We start from the raw sequence: 19,239 nt of genomic DNA on the forward strand, positions 1-19,239 counted from the left end.
CTAATTTCTCACTGTCTCAGGGTGCCTGAATGAATCGTGCGTTTTCACCGTTTATCAAATCCATGCTGCTCGCTTTGCTGGCTGTATCGGCAACTGCCTCCGCGGTCGAAGCACCGAAACCGGCCGTCAAGGCTGACGCTGCCAAGGGCGCTACCCTGTACGCCGATGGCGATGCGGCGCGCGGCCTGCCTGCCTGCGTCTCCTGCCATGGCGCGGCCGGCAATTCGACCATCACGGTCAATCCGAAGCTGGCCGGTCAGCACGAAAGCTATATCTACAAGCAACTGGTCGACTTCACCACGCCGGAGCGCAACCAGCCCGTCATGACGACGTACGCGAAGATGCTCAGCGACGCCGACAAGAAGAATATCGCCGCCTACCTGGGCGCGCAGCTGTCCAAGCCGGGCGCCGCGAAAAACAAGGATACGATCGACCTGGGCAAGAAAATCTACCGTGGTGGCATTGCTTCCAAGCAAGTTGCCGCCTGCGCCAGCTGTCATGGCGCGACGGGCAATGGCATTCCCGTCCAGTATCCGCGCATCGCCGGCCAGCACCAGGATTACACGGTGGCCCAGCTGACGATGTTCCGCAGCACCAAGGCGGACGCCCGCAAGAACAGCGCGCAAATGCACACCATCGCCGCCCGCATGTCGGATGACGAGATCGCCGCCGTGGCCGACTATATTGCCGGCCTGAAGTAAGTTTTCATAGTGGCAAGACATTGCCAGGCGCAGCAGCGCGCGTGAACAAGGGCGGCCGTTTCCACAGGCTGCCCTTTTTCATGGCAGGGGCCAAACAGGAGTATGCTGCCGCCTTGCGCGGAGAAACACTCTGCTCCATGCCTACATTTTCTTGAAGATTGCATATCCCGTATGAGTATCCACGTATGAGCACTGGCACGACCGGAATCGAGTTAAAGACCCAACGCCGCAGCCTGGCTGAATTCGTCGAGCTGGTCTCGTCGATGCGCTTTGCCATCAGCCTGCTGACCCTGATCGCCGTCGCGTCCATCATCGGCACCGTGCTCAAGCAAAACGAGCCCATGCCCAATTATGTCAACCAGTTCGGCCCGTTCTGGTTCGCCGTGTTCGACAAGCTGAGCCTGTATTCCGTGTATTCGGCCTGGTGGTTCCTCGTCATCATGGGCTTCCTCGTCGCCTCGACCTCGCTGTGCATCGTGCGCAATGCGCCGAAGATGCTCAAGGACATGCGCAGCTGGCGCGAAACCGTGCGCGAGCAATCGCTGCGCAATTTCCACCACAAGCTGGAATGGCAGGCACCGCTGCCGCGCGCCGTGCTGGCGCAGCAGATGGTGATGCGCCTGAAAGACGCCGGCTACGGGGCCAAGGTGGTCGAGAAGGACAACGCCACCCTGGTGGCGGCCAAGCGGGGCGCGGCGAATAAATGGGGCTATATCTTTGCCCATGGCGCCATCGTCATCATTTGCGTGGGCGGCTTGCTCGATTCGGAAATGCCGATCCGCGTACAGCAATGGTTCTTTGGCAAGACGCCGTTTTCCGGCAGCGGCGTGATCGCCGATATTCCCGCCCAGCACCGCTTGAGCCTGTCGAACCCTACTTTCCGCGGCAATACCATGATTCCGGAAGGCTCGTCGAGCAACACGGCCATCATTCCCCAGGCCGATGGCGTGCTGATCCAGGATCTGCCCATCACCATCCTGCTGAAGAAATTCCACATCGATTTCTACAGCACGGGCATGCCCAAGCTGTTCGCCAGCGATGTCGTCATCACCGACCATGCAACGGGCGAGACGTTCCCTGCAACCATCAAGGTCAACCAGCCGCTGCTGTACAAGGGCCTGGCCCTGTACCAGTCCAGCTTTGAGGATGGCGGCAGCAAGCTCAAGTTGACGGGCTATCCCATGACGGGCAAGACGACGAAACGCTTCGATATCGGCGGCGAAGTGGGCGGTAGCACGCCGCTCGAGCGCAGCGACGGCAATTCCTACACGGTGGAATGGTCGGGTTTCCGTCCCTTCAACGTGGAAAACCTCAGCGCGGGCCAGGACGTGCGCGCCGTCAACAAGACGGAAAGTTTCAACGAGAAATTCTCCGTGGGCCTCGATAAACGCCTGGGATCGGCGGCGAAAAACGCCAACAACAAGGATCTCAAGAACGTGGGGCCGTCGGTGCAATACAAATTGCGCGACAAGACGGGCCAGGCGCGCGAGTACCAGAACTATATGCAGCCCGTTACGGTCGATGGCACGACGGTGTTCCTGGCCGGCATGCGCGTCAACCCCAGCGACCCGTTCAGCTATCTGCGCATTCCCGCCGATGACAATGTCAGCGTGAATGAGTGGATGCGCTTGCGTGCCGCGCTGCAAGATCCCGCGCTGCGCCAGCAGGCGGCCGCCCGCTATGCGGCGCGCGCGATGCCGCAGGCGAACGCGGAAGCCTTGCGCGGCCAGTTGCAGGAATCGGCGGCGAAAAGCCTGGGCATCTTTGCCGGCAATGGACAAGAGGGCGGTTTCCTCGCCATTTCGCGTTTCCTGGAGAAAATTCCTGCCGCCGAGCAAGAAAAGGCGGCCGATATCTTCATGAAAATCCTCAATGGCAGCCTGTGGGACTTGTGGCAGGCGGCGCGCGCCCAGGATGGCTTGAAAGCCATCGAGGCCGATGACAAGCACGGCCGCTTCCTGCAGCTGGCCACGAATGCGCTGTCCGACAGCTTCTTCTATGGCGCGCCCGTGTACCTGCAACTCGACGACTTTACGGAAATCAAGGCGTCCGTGCTGCAGGTGACGCGTTCGCCGGGCAAGAGCGTGGTCTACCTCGGTTGCCTGTTCCTCGTGATCGGCGTATTTTCCATGTTTTATATCCGCGAGCGCCGCCTGTGGGTGTGGATCAAGGATGGTGAGGGCGGCAGCGAGGCCCTGATGGCCATGAGCACGCAGCGCAAGACGCTGGATTTTGAAAAAGAATTTGAGACTTTGAAGGCAAAGCTGCCGCAATCGGCGTAAGCTGCGCTGTGTCCGGGACGCTGCAGCGTTGCCGCGGGAATGGAGAAAATGATGGAATTGGCAAACAAGCAAATATATACGCAGGAACCAGGATTTTTCAAGCGCCTGAGCCTGATCGATTGGCTGTATGGCGCCGGCTTGCTGGCCGCCTCGCTGTTCGGCCTGATGCGTTTTGGCGCCTTCATGGATATCTATGAAAAGGTCATCCTGCTGGCCGCGGCGCCCACGTTCGCGTGGCTGGGCTGGTACTGGAAGCCCGTGCGCTGGCTGATCCCGCTGGCGGCCGTGCTGTCGCTGTTCGCCATCGAGCTGTACGCGGGCCACCTGGACATGGCGAACCAGAAATTCTTCCTGAAGTACATCTTGTCGAGCCAGTCCGCCATCCTGTGGATGGGCACCCTGTTCGTGCTGTCGACCTTGTTCTACTGGATCGGCCTGGTGGCGCGTTCGGAATTCGGCTCCTCCGTCGGCTCCCTGCTGTGCTGGGCCGGCGTGGTGCTGGGCCTGACGGGCATGCTGGTGCGCTGGTACGAGTCTTACCTGATCGGTGCCGACGTGGGCCACATCCCCGTGTCGAACCTGTATGAAGTGTTCATCCTGTTTTCCCTGATCACGGCCATGTTCTACCTGTATTACGAGCAGCACTATGCGACGCGCCAGCTGGGCGCCTTCGTCATGCTGGTCATTTCGGCGGCCGTCGTGTTCCTGATGTGGTACACGGTCACGCGCGACGCGGCCGAAATCCAGCCGCTGGTGCCGGCACTGCAAAGCTGGTGGATGAAGATCCACGTGCCTGCCAACTTCATCGGCTACGGCACGTTCGCCCTGTCGGCCATGGTGGCGGCGGCCTACCTGCTCAAATCGAGCGGTTATCTGGTCGACCGCCTGCCGTCGCTGGAAGTGCTCGACGACGTCATGTACAAGGCTATTTCCGTGGGCTTCGCTTTCTTCACGGTGGCGACCATCCTGGGCGCCCTGTGGGCGGCCGAAGCGTGGGGCGGCTACTGGTCGTGGGACCCGAAGGAAACGTGGGCGCTGATCGTCTGGCTCAACTATGCAGCCTGGCTGCACATGCGCTTGATGACGGGCTTGCGCGGCCGCGTCGCCTCGTGGTGGGCGCTGGTGGGCTTGCTGGTGACGACGTTTGCCTTCCTGGGCGTGAATATGTTCCTTTCAGGTTTGCACTCTTACGGCAAGCTGTAACGGTTTTCTGCATGACAGAAGCGTCATGAACGGCCCGGAAAAACTGGTGTAAGGTATATCCAATCACCTTTTTCCGGAGCCGCCATGTTGATCCAGCGCAGTCCCAACGGCATCGAGTTGCCGTATTCTTCCGAAATCACGCCGCGCGCCGTGTTTGAATCGCGCCGCAGCTTCATCAAGCAAGTGGCGCTGGGCTCGATCTCCAGCGCGGCCTTGCTGGAAATGGCCAGCCGCGAAGCGTTCGCGCAAGGCACGAATCCCAAACTGGTAGCCAAGCTCAATTCCGCCTATTCGGCGCTGGACAAGCAGACGGCCTATAAAGACGCTACCAGCTACAACAATTTCTACGAATTCGGCACGGACAAGAGCGACCCGGCGCAAAACGCGGGCACCCTGCGCACACGGCCGTGGACGGTCAGCATCGAAGGCGAAGTCAAGAAACCGATGACCCTGGACCTCGACGCGCTGCTGAAGCTGGCGCCGCTGGAAGAGCGCGTCTACCGGCTGCGCTGCGTGGAAGGCTGGTCGATGGTCATCCCGTGGGTCGGTTACTCCTTTTCGGAAATCATCAAGAAGGTCGAGCCGACGGGCAATGCCAAGTACGTGGAATTCATCACCCTGGCCGACAAGAAGCAGATGCCGGGCGTGGGCAGCCGCGTGCTGCAGTGGCCCTATACGGAAGGCTTGCGCATCGACGAAGCGAACCATCCGCTGGCGCTGCTGACCCTGGGCATGTATGGGGAAACCTTGCCGAACCAGAACGGCGCGCCCGTGCGCATGGTCTTGCCATGGAAATATGGTTTCAAATCGGCCAAATCCATCGTCAAGATCCGTTTCGTCAAGGAACAGCCGCGCACGTCCTGGAACTTGTCAGCGCCGTCCGAATACGGTTTTTATTCGAACGTGAACCCGAACGTCGATCATCCGCGCTGGTCGCAGGCGTCCGAACGGCGCATCGGCGAAGACGGTTTTCTCGCGCGCAAGCGCAAGACCCTGATGTTCAACGGCTACAACGATGTCGCTTCCTTGTACGCGGGCATGGATCTGAAGAAGTTCTTTTAAGGAAAGACCATGGCCATCAATCCCTCGACCAGGCAGTTGTCGCTGTTGAAAAGCCTGATCTTTTTGCTGGCGCTGCTGCCATTCGCGCGCATGGTCTGGCTGACGTACACGGGCCAACTGGTGGAGCCGCTGGAATTCATCACGCGCGGCACGGGCGACTGGACCCTGTATTTCCTGTGCATCAGCCTGGCGGTGACGCCCTTGCGGCGCTTCACCCAATGGAATTGGCTGATCAAGCTGCGGCGCATGCTGGGCCTGTTCGCGTTTTTCTACGCGGCGCTGCACTTCACCACGTTTTTATGGTTCGATCACTTTTTCGATCTGCAGGAAATGTGGAAGGATGTGCTCAAGCGGCCGTTCATCACGGTGGGCTTCATTGCCTTTGTGTTGCTGATTCCGCTGGCCGTGACGAGCACGAACGGCATGGTCAAGCGCCTGGGCGGCAAGCGCTGGCAGTGGCTGCACCGGCTGATCTATGTGATCGCGCCGCTCGGCATTTTGCACTTCTGGTGGATGAAGGCGGGCAAGCACAATTTCGCGCAACCGATCCTGTTCGGGTGTATCGTCGCGCTACTGCTGTTAATTCGCGTATATTTTGCCTGGAATAAGCGCGTCAAAACTGCCAGGGCGGCGCATGCCGCCACCCCGGTGCGTTCCGTTTAGGTCGCTGGCACGATGACGGGCGGCGGCGGCACGGGGGCCGGTTCGACGGGGCCTTTCGCCGGTGCGCCCTTGGCCGCTGGCGGCTTGGGCAGGTACAGTGGACCGGGCTGGCCGCAGCCGGCCAGGACGCTAGAAACCACAATGGCGATGCCGATATAAAACGCTGAGGATGACTTCACGATTAGAATCACGGTTTGATTAAGATCTTTGGAGTGTAGCATGAGCGAATCGGAATTCCTGGCCCTGGCCGAAGCCACCCTGACCCAGATCGAGGCGGCGCTGGACCGGCTGAACGATGAAGATGTGCTCGACGTCGAATGCAGCCGCAGCGGCAATGTGCTGGAAATCGAGTTCATCGATAACGGCACGAAAATCATCGTCAACAGCCAGGCTCCCATGCGTGAAATGTGGGTGGCCGCCCGTTCCGGCGGTTTCCACTACAAGCGCGTGGGCGACGAGTGGATCAACACGCGCGACGGCTCGGAACTGTTTGCGGCCTTGTCCAGCATGGCCAGTGAGCAGGCCGGCGCGCCCGTGGTGCTGAAGTAACTTTCACCGCGGCAATAAAAAAGGGCAGCCTGCATGGGCTGCCCTTTTTGCTTGCGTAGGTCGGATGAGCGGGGCAATGCCACGCGTAATCCGACAACATGTGGCGCCGGCGTGGTGTCGGGTTGCGGCCTGCGGCCTAACCCGACCTACTCCATGCGCTGCCGTCAGAATAACTCGTTCTTGACGGCTTCCTTGGCTTTTTCTTCCTCCGGCGTGCCGCGCGCCGCGCCTTCCAGGCTGCCCACGCCCGTGCCCGGCGGATTTTCCGCATAGTAGTACTCGTCGCCCACGTGGATCAGGCCTTCCGGCACGGCGCGTTCCTCGACGGGAATACTTTTCAGGGCTTTCGCCATGTAGCTGATCCAGATCGGCAAGGCCAGGCCGCCGCCCGTTTCCCGGTTGCCCAGGTTGCGCGGCTGGTCGTAGCCGATCCAGGCGATGCCCACCAGCTTGGCCTGATAGCCGGCGAACCACGCGTCGATGGAATCGTTGGTGGTACCCGTCTTGCCTGCCAGGTCAGGGCGCTTCAGGGCCATGGCCTTATTTGCCGTGCCGAAGCGTACGACGTCGTTGAGCATGCTGTTCATCATGAAGGCATTGCGCTCGTCGATGACGCGGTTGGCTTCCTCGCCGGCCAGGTCCGGCTTGGCTTGCGACAGGATATTGCCGTCGCTATCGGTCACCTTGGCGATCAGGTACGGGTTGATCTTGTAGCCGCCGTTGGCGAAGACGGCATACGCGCCGGCCATCTGCAGCGGCGTGACGTTGCCGGCGCCCAGGGCCAGGGTCAGGTACGGCGGGTTCTTGTCCGCGTCAAAGCCGAAGCGCGTCGCGTATTCCTGACCATACTTGGCGCCGATCTTGTGCAGGATGCGGATGGAAATCATGTTCTTCGATTTCATCAAGCCCTTGCGCATGGTCATCGGGCCGTCGTATTTGCTGTCGTAGTTCTTCGGTTCCCACGCCTGGCCGCCCGTCTGGCCCGCGTCGAACGAGATCGGCGCATCGTTGATGATGGTGGCCGGCGACAGGCCCCGTTCCAGCGAAGCGGAATAGATGAAGGGCTTGAATGCCGAACCGGGCTGGCGCCACGCCTGCGTGACGTGGTTGAACTTGTTGCGGTTGTAATCGAAGCCGCCCACCATGGCGCGGATGGCGCCGTCCGTGGTGCTGGCCGAGACGAACGCCGATTGCACTTCCGGCATCTGCGTCAGGACCCAGGCGTTGTTTTCCTGCATGACGCGGATCACGGCGCCGCGCTTGATGCGGCGGTTCGGCGCCGCTTTTTCCGATAGCCAGGCCGCGCCGAAGGTCAGGCCGGGGCCGGTGATGGTGATTTCCTCGCCGGCCGAGGTGACTGCCTGCAGCGATTTGGGCGAGGCTTGCAGCACCATGGCGGCGATGATGTCGTCGCTGTCCGGGTGGTCGGCCAGTTCCGTCTCGATCGCGTCATCGGCCTCGGCCTTGGTTTTCGGAATCTCGATATACGCTTCCGGGCCGCGGTAGCCGTGGCGTTTTTCGTAATCCATCACGCCCTTGCGCAAGGCGATGTAGGCGGCGTCCTGGTCGGCCTTGGTGATGGTGGTGTAGACGTTCAGGCCGCGCGTGTAGGTGTCTTCCTTGAATTGCTCGTAGACCAGCTGGCGCGCCATTTCCGACACGTATTCCGCGTGCACGCCGAAGGCGCTGCTGTCGGTCTTCACTTTCAGCTCTTCATTCTTGGCTTCCGTGTATTGCTCTGGCGTGATATAGCCCAGCTGCGCCATGCGTTGCAGGATGTATTGCTGGCGCATGCGCGCGCGTTTCGGATTGACGACGGGGTTGTAGGCGGACGGCGCCTTCGGCAAGCCGGCCAGCATGGCCGCTTCGGCCACGGTGAGGTCCTGGATAGTCTTGCCGAAATAGATTTGCGCGGCCGAGGCGAAGCCGTAGGCGCGCTGTCCCAGATAGATCTGGTTCATATACACTTCGAGGATCTGGTCCTTGCTGAGGTTTTTCTCGATCTTCCAGGCCAGCAAGACTTCATACGCCTTGCGTTTCAAGGTCTGTTCGCTGGACAGGAAGAAATTGCGCGCCACCTGCTGCGTGATGGTCGAGGCGCCTTGCTTGGCGCCGCCGGTCAGGTTGTGCAGGGCCGCGCGCGTGATGCCCAGGTAATCGACGCCGCCGTGTTCATAGAAGCGGTCATCTTCGATGGCCAGCACGGCTTTCTTCATGACATCGGGAATATCCTTGATGTGCACCATGTTGCGCCGTTCCTCGCCGAACTCGCCGATCAGCACACTGTCGGACGTGAACACGCGCAGCGGCATCTTGGGCTTGTAATCGGTCAAGGTATCGAGCGCCGGCAGGTTCGGATAGGCCATGGCCAGGCCGAAGACCACCAGCAAGACGCCGACGATGCCCAGGCCCAGCAGCGATGCCAGGGCCATCAGCAGAAAACGTTTGGGTTTGCTGCCCTTGGTGGGCGGCTTCGAGCCAGCGGGGCCAGCGGATTTTGAAGATGTCATGCGTCGTATGTCTTTCGGTTAATTATGCCGGCCAATTATAAGCGAGCTTGCCGGGGTGGCAGCGCGCCGTGGCGCTTGCCGGGGGAGTGTCGAAACTTGCCGATACTCTATATAAGCGTGTATCGGCCCGCTGGCAACCAGGATTTGGTAACAATTATCCTGCGCCAGATCACGGCCCCGCCAGATAGGCGCCGCGCGCCGCAGACACCGGCGTGAAATCCATTTACAAGCCAGCGCCGCCGGGACTAGGCTTGCGGATGGCAGGACCTCCTTCCACGCTGACATTTCTCTATGAAAAACATGTCCATCAGCAGTTTTCTTGGCGTCGGCTTGCTGGGCGTCGACATCGCGGACGATGCCGTGCGCGTGGTCGAGCTGAGACGCCGGCGGGGAACACTGTCGTGCCGGCATTACGGCAGCGCCGCGCTGGCTGCCGGAATGATGCTTGACGGCAATGTCGAAGATTTGCCAGGTCTGGCTGCCGGCCTGCGCCTGGCATGCCGCGACAGCGGCAGTGGCTGCACGCGCGTGGCGCTGGCCATGCCGGCCACGGCACTGATCACGCACGCGATCCGCCTGCCCGCCGGGCTGCCGGAGGAACAGCTGGAAATCCTCGTGGAACTGGAAGCGGGACAATACATGCCGTTTGCGCTGGAAGACGCCAGCCTGGATTTTTTCATTCTCGGCCCCGCGCCGCCGCTTGCCGGCCAGACAGGCAGCGAGATCGACGTGCTGCTGGTGGCGGCGCGGCGTGCCAGCGTGCAGCGCCGTCTGGATGCGGCCAAGGCGGCCGGGTTGACGCCAGTCATCATGGATAGCGAGGCGCTGGCGTGCCAGGCGGCCGTTGCACAAGGGGGATGGCAAGCGCTGCCCGATGGCGGCCTCAGCTATCAGTTGGCCTGGGGCCTGGCCATGCACCGGTACGCCCGATGAAGGCCGTGGTGGAAGTGCCATGCATCAACCTTTTGCCGTATCGCCAGGCGGCACGCCGCAGGCGTATTCAGCTGCTGCTGTGGCAACTGGCCGGCGGGGCGCTGCTGGGATTGCTGCTGGCCTTGGCGGCAGGCGCCTGGCTGCAGCATCAGCTCGACGCGCAGCTGCACCGCCAGGAGGGCTGGCGCAATGCCATGCAGCAAGTCAATACCGTTCTCGCCACCGGCAAGCGGGTGCAGGGTGAAACGGCGGCCCTGCTGCTGCGCCAGCAGGCTATTGCCCGTTTGCAAGAACAGCGCAATGCCTGGGTGCGCATGCTGCAAGCCTTGGCCCAGGCGATGCCGGCCGGCGTGGCCTTGCATAGCGTGCGCCAGGAAACGGCGATGGTGCGCCTGCAAGGGCAGGCCGCTTCACAGGAAAAGGTCGCGGCATTGCTGCTGGCGCTGGCGCAGGCCGCGCCCTGGTCCAGGCCGGAAGTGATGGAAGTGCGCGGCGCGGCCGATGGCGCCGTGGACTGGACGATACGGCTGGCTTTGTCACCCGCTGGACAATCTTAGAGCCTATCCCAGTAGGGCGCGTCTTTTGCAGGCAGCACATCAGGAGCGCGGACAAGGCGCGAGGAGGACGCGTGGCGAGCCACGCGACGACGAACAACGCAGTCCCCGCTTCTGAGGGGCGCTTGCAAGAGATGTATTCATCTACTGGGATAGGCTCTTAGTCGTGGAGGTTGATCATGCTGAGCTTGAAGATCGCGTCGCTGTGGCCATTACCGGCGCGCCTCGCTTGCGCTGCCCTGGCCTGTACGCTGGTGGCCGCCCTGCTGCACCTTGCGTGGCTCGATGGACTGATGGCTGCCGTGCGTCTGGCGCACGGAGAGGAGGGCCGCCTGCGCGCCACTTATCTGGCGGCGCAGACCAGGGCCAGCCAGTTGCCGCAGTGGCGCGCGCAGCAGCGCCAGGCGGGCGCCGAGCTGGCGCTGCTGGAACAGCAATTGCCCGACCAGCAAGCGATGGCGGTGCTGTTGACGGACATTAACGCCGCCGGCCAGTCGCGCGGTCTGCAATTTTCACTGTTCAAGCCGGGCGTGGCGCGGCCGCAAGCGCCGTATGTCGCCTTGCCGATCGCCATCCAGTTGCGCGGCGGCTATCACGCCATGGGCGCGCTGCTGGCGGACCTGGCGCGCCTGCCGCGCATCGTCACGGTGCATGAACTGGCCTTAACCCTCGGCAAGGATCGCTTGCTGACCCTCGATGCCGTGCTGCAGGCGTATCGCCTGCCGGAAGCGGGGGAGCGGGCGGCGCAAGCGGCATTGCCGCTCAAGGCGGACGCGTCCGTGGCTGTGCCGGCATGGCGTCCGCTTGCCGCTGTCGCGCCGCAGCCCTACGATGCTGCCGCCCAGGCCGATCCATTTGATGCCTTGACGCCCGCGCCCGCGCCGGGGCAGCGGGGCGGTGTGGCGGGACCCGACCCGCGCCGTGTGCGCGAACCGCTGGAAAGCGTCGCCTTGCCGGCCATCAGCATGGTCGGCAGCGTGCAGCAGGACGGGCGCCTGAACGCGCTGCTGCTGGCGGGCCAGCGCGTGTACCGGGTGGCGGTGGGCCAGCATCTGGGGCAAGACCACGGCGTGGTGACGGACATCAGTGAACAGGCCGTGCAGTACCGTGAATTGCTGCGCGAGGCGGACGGCCCCTGGCGCGAGCGGCGCGGCAGCCTGACCTTGCAGGTGGCGGGGGCGAAGGCCGGCCTGCCGGAGGCGGCGCCATGAGGCCGCGCCGCATGCTCCTGGCCGCCATGCTGTGTCTGCATGCCTGCGGCCTTGCCCAGGAGGCGGTGGTGCACGTGTCGGCCCCGCGCCCTTACGCGGGCGAGAAGATATCCGTCGATTTCCAGAACGTGGGCGTGCGCGCGGCCCTGCACATCCTGGCCGACGCGTCCGGGCAAAACATCATCGCCAGCGACAGCGTGGCGGGCAATGTGACCCTGCGCCTGCGCGATTTGCCGTGGGACCAGGCGCTCGACGTGCTGCTGCAGGCCAAGGGCCTGGACATGCGGCGCAATGGCAACGTGCTGTGGATCGCGCCGCGCGAGGAAATCCTCGCGCGCGAAAAACTGGAGCTCGAAACGCGCGCGCAGATCGCCGAACTGGAACCCTTGCAGTCGGCCATCTTTCAGCTCAATTACCAGAAGGCCGAAGCGTTCCGCACCGTGTTCGGCCTGGACGCGGGGGAAGGGCGCAGCCGCCTGCTGTCGCGCCGTGGCAGCGTGCTGATCGAGCCGCGCACGAATCAGCTGTTCGTCACCGACGTGCCGGCGCGCCTGGAACAGATCCGCCAGCTGATCGACAAGACGGATATCGCCACGCGACAAGTGATGATCGAGGCGCGCATCGTCGAGGCGAACGACAGTTTCAGCCGCAACCTGGGCGCCCGTCTGGGTTTTACGGACCAGCGCCTGGCGGCGGGGCAGGTACCCGGTTTTTCATTGGGCGGCAGCGGGCGACGGGCGGCCATCGGCGGCACGTATCAGGGCGTGGGCGAGGCGACGGGGCAAACGGTGGCGGGCGCCGGCGCTTTCGTGCCGAACACGCAGTTCGTCAACTTGCCGGCCGCCAGCATTAATGGCTTGCAGCCGGCCAGCTTCGCCCTGAGCCTGTTTTCGGCGGCGGCCAACCGTTTTTTGAACCTGGAACTGTCCGCGCTGGAAGCGGACGGCAGGGGCAAGATCATTTCCAGCCCCCGCGTGGTAACGGCGGACAAGGTGCTGGCGCTGATCGAGCAGGGCATCGAACTGCCTTACCAAGTGGCCACCAGCAGCGGCGCCACGTCGATCACGTTTCGCAAGGCGAATTTGCGCCTGGAAGTGACGCCGCAGATCACGCCGGACGGCAACGTGGTGCTGGAAGTGGACGTCAACAAGGATAGCGTGGGCCAGGAAACCCGTTCCGGCTTCGCCATCGACACCAAGCACGTGCGCACGCAGGTGATGGTGGAAGACGGCGGCACGGTGGTGCTGGGCGGCATCTACCAGCAGTCGGAACGGGGCACGGACAGCAAGGTGCCGCTGCTGGGCGACATCCCCGTGCTCGGTGTTTTTTTCCGCAGCAGGGGCCGCAGTCAAGAAAAAACGGAACTGATGGTGTTTATTACGCCGAAAATAGTGGCAGATCGGCCAGCAACACGTTAATGTCACATCTTTACGTTTAAGTAACAATGCAAACGAAAGCGGACTGATGGCGACTATGCGGAATTTTTCTTTTGGCAATATTTCTTGGAGTAGGGTATCGAATTGGCTGGCTTTGCTGGTCATTGGCACTGTACTGGCCGCGTGTGGCGGCGGTGGCGGCGATCCGACCCTGGGCGTCAAGGATGGCGCGAATGCCGGTGTCGGCAGTGTGGTACTGGTGGCTGGCGCAACGACGATTGTGGCTTCGGGCGCGGACGGCACGGAAGTCGTGCTGACGGCAGTGGTGAAAAATCCCGGCAATAATGCCATGGCAGGCCAGACGGTGACCTTCACGGCCAGTTCCGGTACCATCAGCAACACCAACCGCGTGACGGACGCGAATGGCACGGTGACGGAAAAACTCAGCGTGAAAGGCGATGCGAGCTTGCGCGACATCACCATCAAGGCCAGCAGCGGCGGCATCGAATCGGCCCCCGTGGTGGTCAAAGTCGTGCCCGTCACCTCCGGCATTGCCAGCTTGCTGCTGACGTCTTCCGGCGGCACTCTCGCTTCCTCGGGCGGTACCGCCGTCAACATGATCGCTTTTGTCAAAGACGCCAACAATGCCGTCGTGCCCAATGCCAGCGTGACGTTCAGCGCCGATTCGGGCGCGCTGGGTGCGACAAAGGTCAATACCAATGCCCAGGGACAGGCGCTGGTCAGCCTGAATACGGGTGGCGACGCCAGCTTGCGCACGATCAAGGTCACGGCCAGCGCCGGCGCACAGACGGCCAGCACGGACATCGGCGTCAGCGGCACCCGGCTGGTCATCAGTGCCTTTTCGACGGTCAACCTGAAGACGAGCACCGACATGGTGGTCAAGCTGGTCGATTCGAGCGGCAATCCCCTCGTTGGCAAGCCGGTGACATTCAGCGCCCGCAGCAATGCCATCACGGTCAAGGGCGGCGGCGCCAGTCCAGCGCTGACCGACAACAACGGCCAGCTGGTGTTGAGCTATAACGCCCAGACGGGCAGCAGCGACAGCATCAGCGTCAAGGCGCAGGGTGACAGCGTCGTGTTGCCAATTGCAATTAATGCATCGAACTTCACGATCAATGCCGTATCGGGCAGCAATGTTGTGTTAGCGACCCTGAACACGAATACCTGTTATGCGGTGACGGTGCATAGCGATGTGGCTGGCGTGCCACAAACGGGCAATGTGCGTTTCAGCACGTCGCGCGGCGCCATCTACCAGGATGCCGCCTGCGGCACACCATTGCAGGCGCCGCTGGCGCTGGTGGGCGGCAATGCCATCGCCTACGTGAAAGCCAGCGGCGCCGGCTTGACCGCCCTGACGGCGAAGTACGAAGACAGCGGCGTCTTGGTGCAGTCGGAAGTGGAGTTCGTTGCGCCACTGACGGCCCAGGCCACGATCAGCCTGCAAGCTGACCCCGCGGTCATCGGCGCCAACACGGCCGGCAGCACGGCGCAGCGCAGCGCCTTGCGTGCCATCGTGCGCGATGGCACGGCGGAAAACAACCTGGTCAAGAATGCGCAGGTGAGCTTCTCGATCCAGGCCGATGCCAGCAATGGCTCCCTGAGTTCCCCTTCGCTGGTTGCCACTGACAGCGATGGCGTGGCCACGGTCAGCTATATCGCGGGACAGGGCACCACCGGCGTCGATGGCGTCGTTATCAAGGCACAACTGCAGGGCGTGTCGAGCAATGCCGCCACGGTCAAGCTGACGGTGACGAAAAAATCGCTGTTCATCAGCGCCGGCAGCGGCAACGCGCTCGACGCCTCCGACAGCAGCACCTACCGCAAGACGTATAGCGTGTTTGTGACGGATGCCGCCGGTAATCCCGTGCCGGACGTGATCATCACGGCCGCTGCCTGGCCCCGCTATTATTACAAGGGTTATTTGCAATATTCCCTGCTTGCCCAGTCGTGGATAGTCGTCAGGACAGCGAACGCATGTGACAATGAAGACCGAAACCGCACTGGCGCCTTCGATCCGAATAACGACCTTAACCTGAATGGCCGTCTCGACCCGGGCATTCCGCTCAATCTGTCGACCGGCGGCAAGACGGACAGCTCGGGAACGGCGATGGTTACCCTGACTTATCCGCGCGACAGAGCCAACTGGCTGGACGTCGAATTGACGATTCGCGGCAATAGTTCCGGGACGGAGGCAACTTATGTCGGTTACACTTTGCTTCCGGGGCTGGCTACGGACTTTAACCGCGTGGATGTTTCACCTCCAGGCGTCATTAGTCCGTATGGACAAGCCACTGATTGTCGTAATCCAAATTAACTGTCGCAGCACATGCAAAATCTGTTTTTAGTAGGCCTCATGGGCGCAGGCAAAACCACGATCGGGCGCATCCTGGCCCGCAAGCTGGGCTTGCGCTTTGTCGATTCCGACCACGAAATCGAGGCACGCACGGGAGCGACCATCCCGTGGATCTTCGAAATCGAGGGTGAGGCCAGCTTTCGCCGGCGCGAGGCCGAGGTCATCCGCGACCTGAGCGCCCAGGAAGGCATCGTCATGGCCACGGGCGGCGGCGCCATCCTCAACGCCGACAGCCGCGCCTACCTGAAGGAGCGGGGCACGGTCGTCTACCTGCGCGCCAGCGTCAGCAACATCCTCGCGCGCACCAGCCACGACAAGAACCGCCCCCTGCTGCAGACGGCCGACCCGCGCGGCAAGCTGGAAGAATTGACGGCGCAGCGCGAGCCCCATTACATGGAAGTGGCCGACATTGTCATCGACACGGGCCGTCCTAACGTACAATCGATGGTTCAGACCATCCTGATGCAGCTGGCCAGCCTCGAATGCGAGGCCTCGCCCAACTGCGTCATTCATGCAGAGCCTTCGATGAACGAGCAATCCAAAATGTTGTTGAGCGTAGACCTCGACGAACGCAGTTATCCGATCGCCATCGGTCCCGGCCTGCTGGCCGACGCCGATGCGCTGCTGCGCCATATCAGCGGCCACAAGGTGGCCATCGTCACCAATACCACCGTCGCGCCGCTGTACCTGGGCCGCCTGCAGGCGGCGCTGGCCAGCGATGGCCGCGAAGTGATCAGCATCGTCCTGCCGGACGGCGAAGAATACAAAAACTGGGCCAGCCTGATGCAGATCTTCGACGCGCTGCTGGCCAATAAATGCGACCGCAAGACCACCCTGGTGGCGCTGGGCGGCGGCGTGATCGGCGACCTGACCGGCTACGCGGCCGCGAGCTACATGCGCGGCATCGGCTTCGTGCAGGTACCGACCACCCTGCTGGCGCAGGTCGATTCCTCCGTCGGCGGCAAGACGGGCATCAACCACCCGCTGGGCAAGAACATGATCGGCGCCTTCTACCAGCCGCGCGCCGTGATCGCCGACACCTCGACCCTGGAAACCCTGCCCGCGCGCGAGCTGTCGGCCGGCCTGGCCGAAGTGATCAAGCATGGCGCCATCATCGATGCCGCGTTCTTCGACTGGATCGAAGCGAACATGGCCAAGCTGATGGCGCGCGACAAGGGCGCGCTCGCGTATGCGATCGCCCGCTCGTGCGAAATCAAGGCCGACGTGGTGCGCCAGGACGAGCGCGAAGGCGGCTTGCGCGCCATCCTGAACTTCGGCCACACCTTCGGCCACGCCATCGAGGCGGGCCTGGGCTACGGCCACTGGCTGCACGGCGAAGCCGTCGGCTGCGGCATGGTGATGGCGGCCGACCTGTCGTGCCGCATGGGCTATATCGACCAGGCGGCCGTCGAGCGCGTGCGCAAGCTCGTCGCCGCCGCCGGTCTGCCGGTCAAGGCGCCCGACCTCGGTGTCGACCGTTGGCTGGAATTGATGGAAGTGGACAAGAAGAACGAGGGCGGCGCCATCAAGTTCATCCTGTTGAAACCCTTGGGCAGCCCGTGCATCACGTCCGCGCCGCACGAACTTGTGCTGGCCACCCTGGCCGCCGGAGTGCAATAACATGCTGCCCGAAGACTTCCTTGCTCCCTATGCGGCCCATTCGGCACAGGGGCAGGGACGTCGCTTTTCCGAGGCGGCGCACGCCTCGCGCAGCCAGTTCCAGCGCGACCGCGACCGCATCATCCATTCCTCGGCCTTCCGCCGCCTCGAATACAAGACCCAGGTTTTCCTCAATCACGAGGGAGACCTGTTCCGCACGCGCCTCACGCACAGCCTGGAAGTGGCACAGGTGGGCCGCTCCATCGCGCGCAACCTGCGCCTGAACGAAGACCTGGTCGAAGCCATCGCGCTCGCGCATGACCTGGGCCACACGCCGTTCGGCCACGTGGGCCAGGACGTGCTCAATGAGTGCATGCAGGCGCACGGCGGTTTCGAGCACAACCTGCAAAGCCTGCGCGTGGTCGACACCCTGGAAGAGCACTACGGCGCCTTCGACGGCTTGAACCTGATGTTCGAGACGCGCGAAGGCATCTTGAAGCACTGCTCGCTCGCGCATGCGCGCGAACTCGGTCCCGTGGCCCAGCGCTTCATCGACCGCACGCAACCGACGCTGGAAGCGCAGCTGACCAACCTGGCCGATGAAATCGCCTACAACAGCCACGATATCGACGACGGCCTGCGTTCGGGCCTGATCACCATCGCCCAGCTGGAAGAGGTGGAGTTCTTCGGCCGCCTGTGGCGCGACGTGCAGCAGGCGTTTCCCGGCCTGTCGGGCCGGCGCGCCATCTACGAAACCCTGCGCCGCCTGATCACGGCCCTGGCCGACGATCTGATCGTCACGTCGACGGCCCTGATTGCGGACGCCGCTCCCCGCGATGTCAGCGAAGTGCGCGCCAGCCCGCCGCTGATCCGTTTTTCGGACGCCATGCGCCGCGATGCGACGGAGCTGAAGCGCTTCCTGCGCGCGAACCTGTACCGCCACTACCAGGTCAACCGCATGCGCGTCAAAGCGAGCCGCATCGTGCGCGAACTGTACGACAGCTTCATGGCCGAACCGGCGCTGCTGCCGCCCGATTATCAGGTCAGCGGCGATGATGTGACAAAGCAGGCGCGCAAGATCGCCGACTACATCGCCGGCATGACGGACCGCTACGCGATCCGCGAGCACCGTCGTCTGTATTCGCTCGACGAGCTGTAACGGTCACTGCGTGGACTGCATCCCCGCCTTCATGTCGGGTTACGCCGTGCCGGCTAACCCGACCTACCAATGCAAGCGGTCATGGGGAATCTGACGTAGGTCGGATTAGCGCAGCGTAATCCGACATGTCTGCGCGATGCCACGACACTTCATGCCAGCAAGGTTGTCGGATTACGCGCTGGCGCGCCTCGGCGGCCCCGCTAATCCGGCCTACTCCGCATTGTCGATCCTGTCAATCGGCATGATCATCTAGGTTCCCGCACGATCACCCCAATACCCCTGTAGCCCCTTCTTTTCTATCATGGCAGCAAGTCAACAAGGGCTTGCCGCCCATAGTCAAGGAGAGTGTCATGATCGAATCGCGCCGCAGTTTCTTGCGCGCCTTGCCCGCCATTACCGTCGGGGCAGCTATCGCGCCGCTGCCCGGCAAGGCCGCCACCAGGGGCGAGGGCGGGCAGCGTTGGGCGATGGTGGTCGACGTGCAGAAATGCATCGGCTGCCAGGCGTGCACGGTCTCCTGCATCATGGAAAACGCCGTGCCGGAAAACAGCTTCCGCACCGTCGTCTCGACCTATGAAGTCAAGGAAGAGAACCGCTGCGGCACCTACATGCTGCCGCGCCTGTGCAACCACTGCGCCAATCCTCCCTGCATTCCCGTCTGTCCCGTGGGCGCCACCTTCCAGCGCAAGGATGGCGTCGTCGTCGTCGACGGCGACCGCTGCGTGGGCTGCGCCTACTGCGTGCAGGCTTGTCCCTACGACGCGCGCTTCATCAACCACGAGACGGGCAAGGCCGACAAGTGCACGTTCTGCGCGCACAGGGTCGACGAAGGCTTGCTGCCGGCCTGCGTGGAAACCTGCGTGGGCGGCGCGCGCATCTTCGGCGACCTGAATGATCCGGACAGCATGGTGCACCAGCTGCTGACCGAGAACAAGGTGAAGGTGCTCAAACCCGAGCAGGGCACCCAGCCCCACGTGTTTTACCTGGGACTGGACACGCGCTTCGCAGGCCACGTCGAGGGCGAAGCGACACTTTGGCAACCGAGCAAACACGGGAAATAAAC

At 62.7% G+C, this 19,239-nt stretch carries 15 protein-coding genes and 1 pseudogene; 14 read left to right on the plus strand and 2 right to left on the minus strand.

What is annotated here, in order from left to right; all coding sequences use genetic code 11:
* The first annotated feature begins 29 nt into the window (after window positions 1-29).
* The 5 genes from AC07VH_RS19575 (at window position 30) to msrQ (ending at window position 5,911) form a co-directional block, all read left to right on the plus strand.
* Window positions 30-701 carry a c-type cytochrome gene (locus tag AC07VH_RS19575; RefSeq protein ID WP_152252303.1) on the plus strand — a complete coding sequence of 224 codons (672 nt, stop codon included), beginning with the start codon at window positions 30-32 and terminating at the stop codon, window positions 699-701.
* Window positions 702-886: 185 nt separating this feature from the next.
* A complete protein-coding gene (locus AC07VH_RS19580) occupies window positions 887-2,983 on the plus strand; it encodes a cytochrome c biogenesis protein ResB (RefSeq protein ID WP_494787454.1) in 2,097 nt (698 codons plus the stop codon).
* 51 nt (window positions 2,984-3,034) lie between these two features.
* Entirely contained in the window at window positions 3,035-4,186 is a 1,152-nt protein-coding gene (ccsB, locus tag AC07VH_RS19585) for a c-type cytochrome biogenesis protein CcsB (RefSeq protein ID WP_475413771.1), read from the plus strand.
* An 84-nt stretch (window positions 4,187-4,270) separates the two neighbouring features.
* Window positions 4,271-5,248, plus strand: a complete 978-nt coding sequence (msrP, locus tag AC07VH_RS19590) for a protein-methionine-sulfoxide reductase catalytic subunit MsrP (RefSeq protein WP_494787453.1) — start codon at window positions 4,271-4,273, stop codon at window positions 5,246-5,248.
* A gap of 9 nt (window positions 5,249-5,257) precedes the next feature.
* Window positions 5,258-5,911: a protein-methionine-sulfoxide reductase heme-binding subunit MsrQ gene (gene msrQ, locus AC07VH_RS19595; protein WP_475413749.1), complete on the plus strand. Its 654-nt coding sequence runs from the start codon at window positions 5,258-5,260 to the stop codon at window positions 5,909-5,911.
* On the opposite strand, the gene lptM is transcribed toward msrQ, so the two are convergent.
* Entirely contained in the window at window positions 5,908-6,090 is a 183-nt protein-coding gene (gene lptM, locus AC07VH_RS19600; RefSeq protein WP_070221692.1) for an LPS translocon maturation chaperone LptM, read from the minus strand. The genes msrQ and lptM overlap by 4 nt on opposite strands.
* Window positions 6,091-6,130: 40 nt before the next feature.
* On the opposite strand from lptM, the gene cyaY reads away from it, so the two are divergent.
* Complete coding sequence (gene cyaY, locus AC07VH_RS19605) at window positions 6,131-6,460, plus strand: iron donor protein CyaY (RefSeq protein ID WP_092802037.1); 330 nt, start codon at window positions 6,131-6,133, stop codon at window positions 6,458-6,460.
* Window positions 6,461-6,624: 164 nt separating this feature from the next.
* Here the strand turns inward: cyaY and AC07VH_RS19610 are convergent, their stop codons facing one another.
* Window positions 6,625-8,970, minus strand: a complete 2,346-nt coding sequence (locus AC07VH_RS19610) for a penicillin-binding protein 1A (RefSeq protein WP_494787452.1) — start codon at window positions 8,968-8,970, stop codon at window positions 6,625-6,627.
* Window positions 8,971-9,270: 300 nt separating this feature from the next.
* On the opposite strand from AC07VH_RS19610, the gene pilM reads away from it, so the two are divergent.
* The 8 genes and pseudogenes from pilM to dsrO all read left to right on the plus strand — a co-directional run bounded on the left by pilM (window position 9,271) and on the right by dsrO (window position 19,237).
* A complete protein-coding gene (gene pilM, locus AC07VH_RS19615) occupies window positions 9,271-9,903 on the plus strand; it encodes a pilus assembly protein PilM (RefSeq protein WP_475413751.1) in 633 nt (210 codons plus the stop codon).
* Window positions 9,900-10,460 carry a PilN domain-containing protein gene (locus tag AC07VH_RS19620; RefSeq protein WP_494787451.1) on the plus strand — a complete coding sequence of 187 codons (561 nt, stop codon included), beginning with the start codon at window positions 9,900-9,902 and terminating at the stop codon, window positions 10,458-10,460. The genes pilM and AC07VH_RS19620 overlap by 4 nt, the downstream gene beginning before the upstream one ends.
* 176 nt (window positions 10,461-10,636) lie before the next feature.
* Window positions 10,637-11,668 (plus strand): pilus assembly protein PilP, encoded by a 1,032-nt coding sequence (locus AC07VH_RS19625; RefSeq protein ID WP_494787450.1) that lies wholly within the window; start codon window positions 10,637-10,639, stop codon window positions 11,666-11,668.
* Window positions 11,669-11,760: 92 nt separating this feature from the next.
* Window positions 11,761-13,086, plus strand: a pseudogene (locus AC07VH_RS19630) (type IV pilus secretin PilQ); the annotation flags it as partial.
* Between the two features lie 112 nt (window positions 13,087-13,198).
* Window positions 13,199-15,379, plus strand: a complete 2,181-nt coding sequence (locus AC07VH_RS19635; protein WP_494787449.1) for an Ig-like domain-containing protein — start codon at window positions 13,199-13,201, stop codon at window positions 15,377-15,379.
* Between the two features lie 39 nt (window positions 15,380-15,418).
* Window positions 15,419-17,038, plus strand: coding sequence for a bifunctional shikimate kinase/3-dehydroquinate synthase AroKB (aroKB, locus tag AC07VH_RS19640; protein WP_475413755.1), 1,620 nt, complete (start codon window positions 15,419-15,421; stop codon window positions 17,036-17,038).
* Between the two features lies 1 nt (window position 17,039).
* Window positions 17,040-18,176 (plus strand): deoxyguanosinetriphosphate triphosphohydrolase, encoded by a 1,137-nt coding sequence (locus AC07VH_RS19645; protein ID WP_494787448.1) that lies wholly within the window; start codon window positions 17,040-17,042, stop codon window positions 18,174-18,176.
* A 350-nt stretch (window positions 18,177-18,526) separates the two neighbouring features.
* Window positions 18,527-19,237: a sulfate reduction electron transfer complex DsrMKJOP subunit DsrO gene (gene dsrO, locus AC07VH_RS19650; protein ID WP_475413757.1), complete on the plus strand. Its 711-nt coding sequence runs from the start codon at window positions 18,527-18,529 to the stop codon at window positions 19,235-19,237.
* The last annotated feature ends 2 nt before the right edge of the window (window positions 19,238-19,239 follow it).

Source organism: Janthinobacterium sp. GW821-FHT03C10, assembly GCF_059420865.1.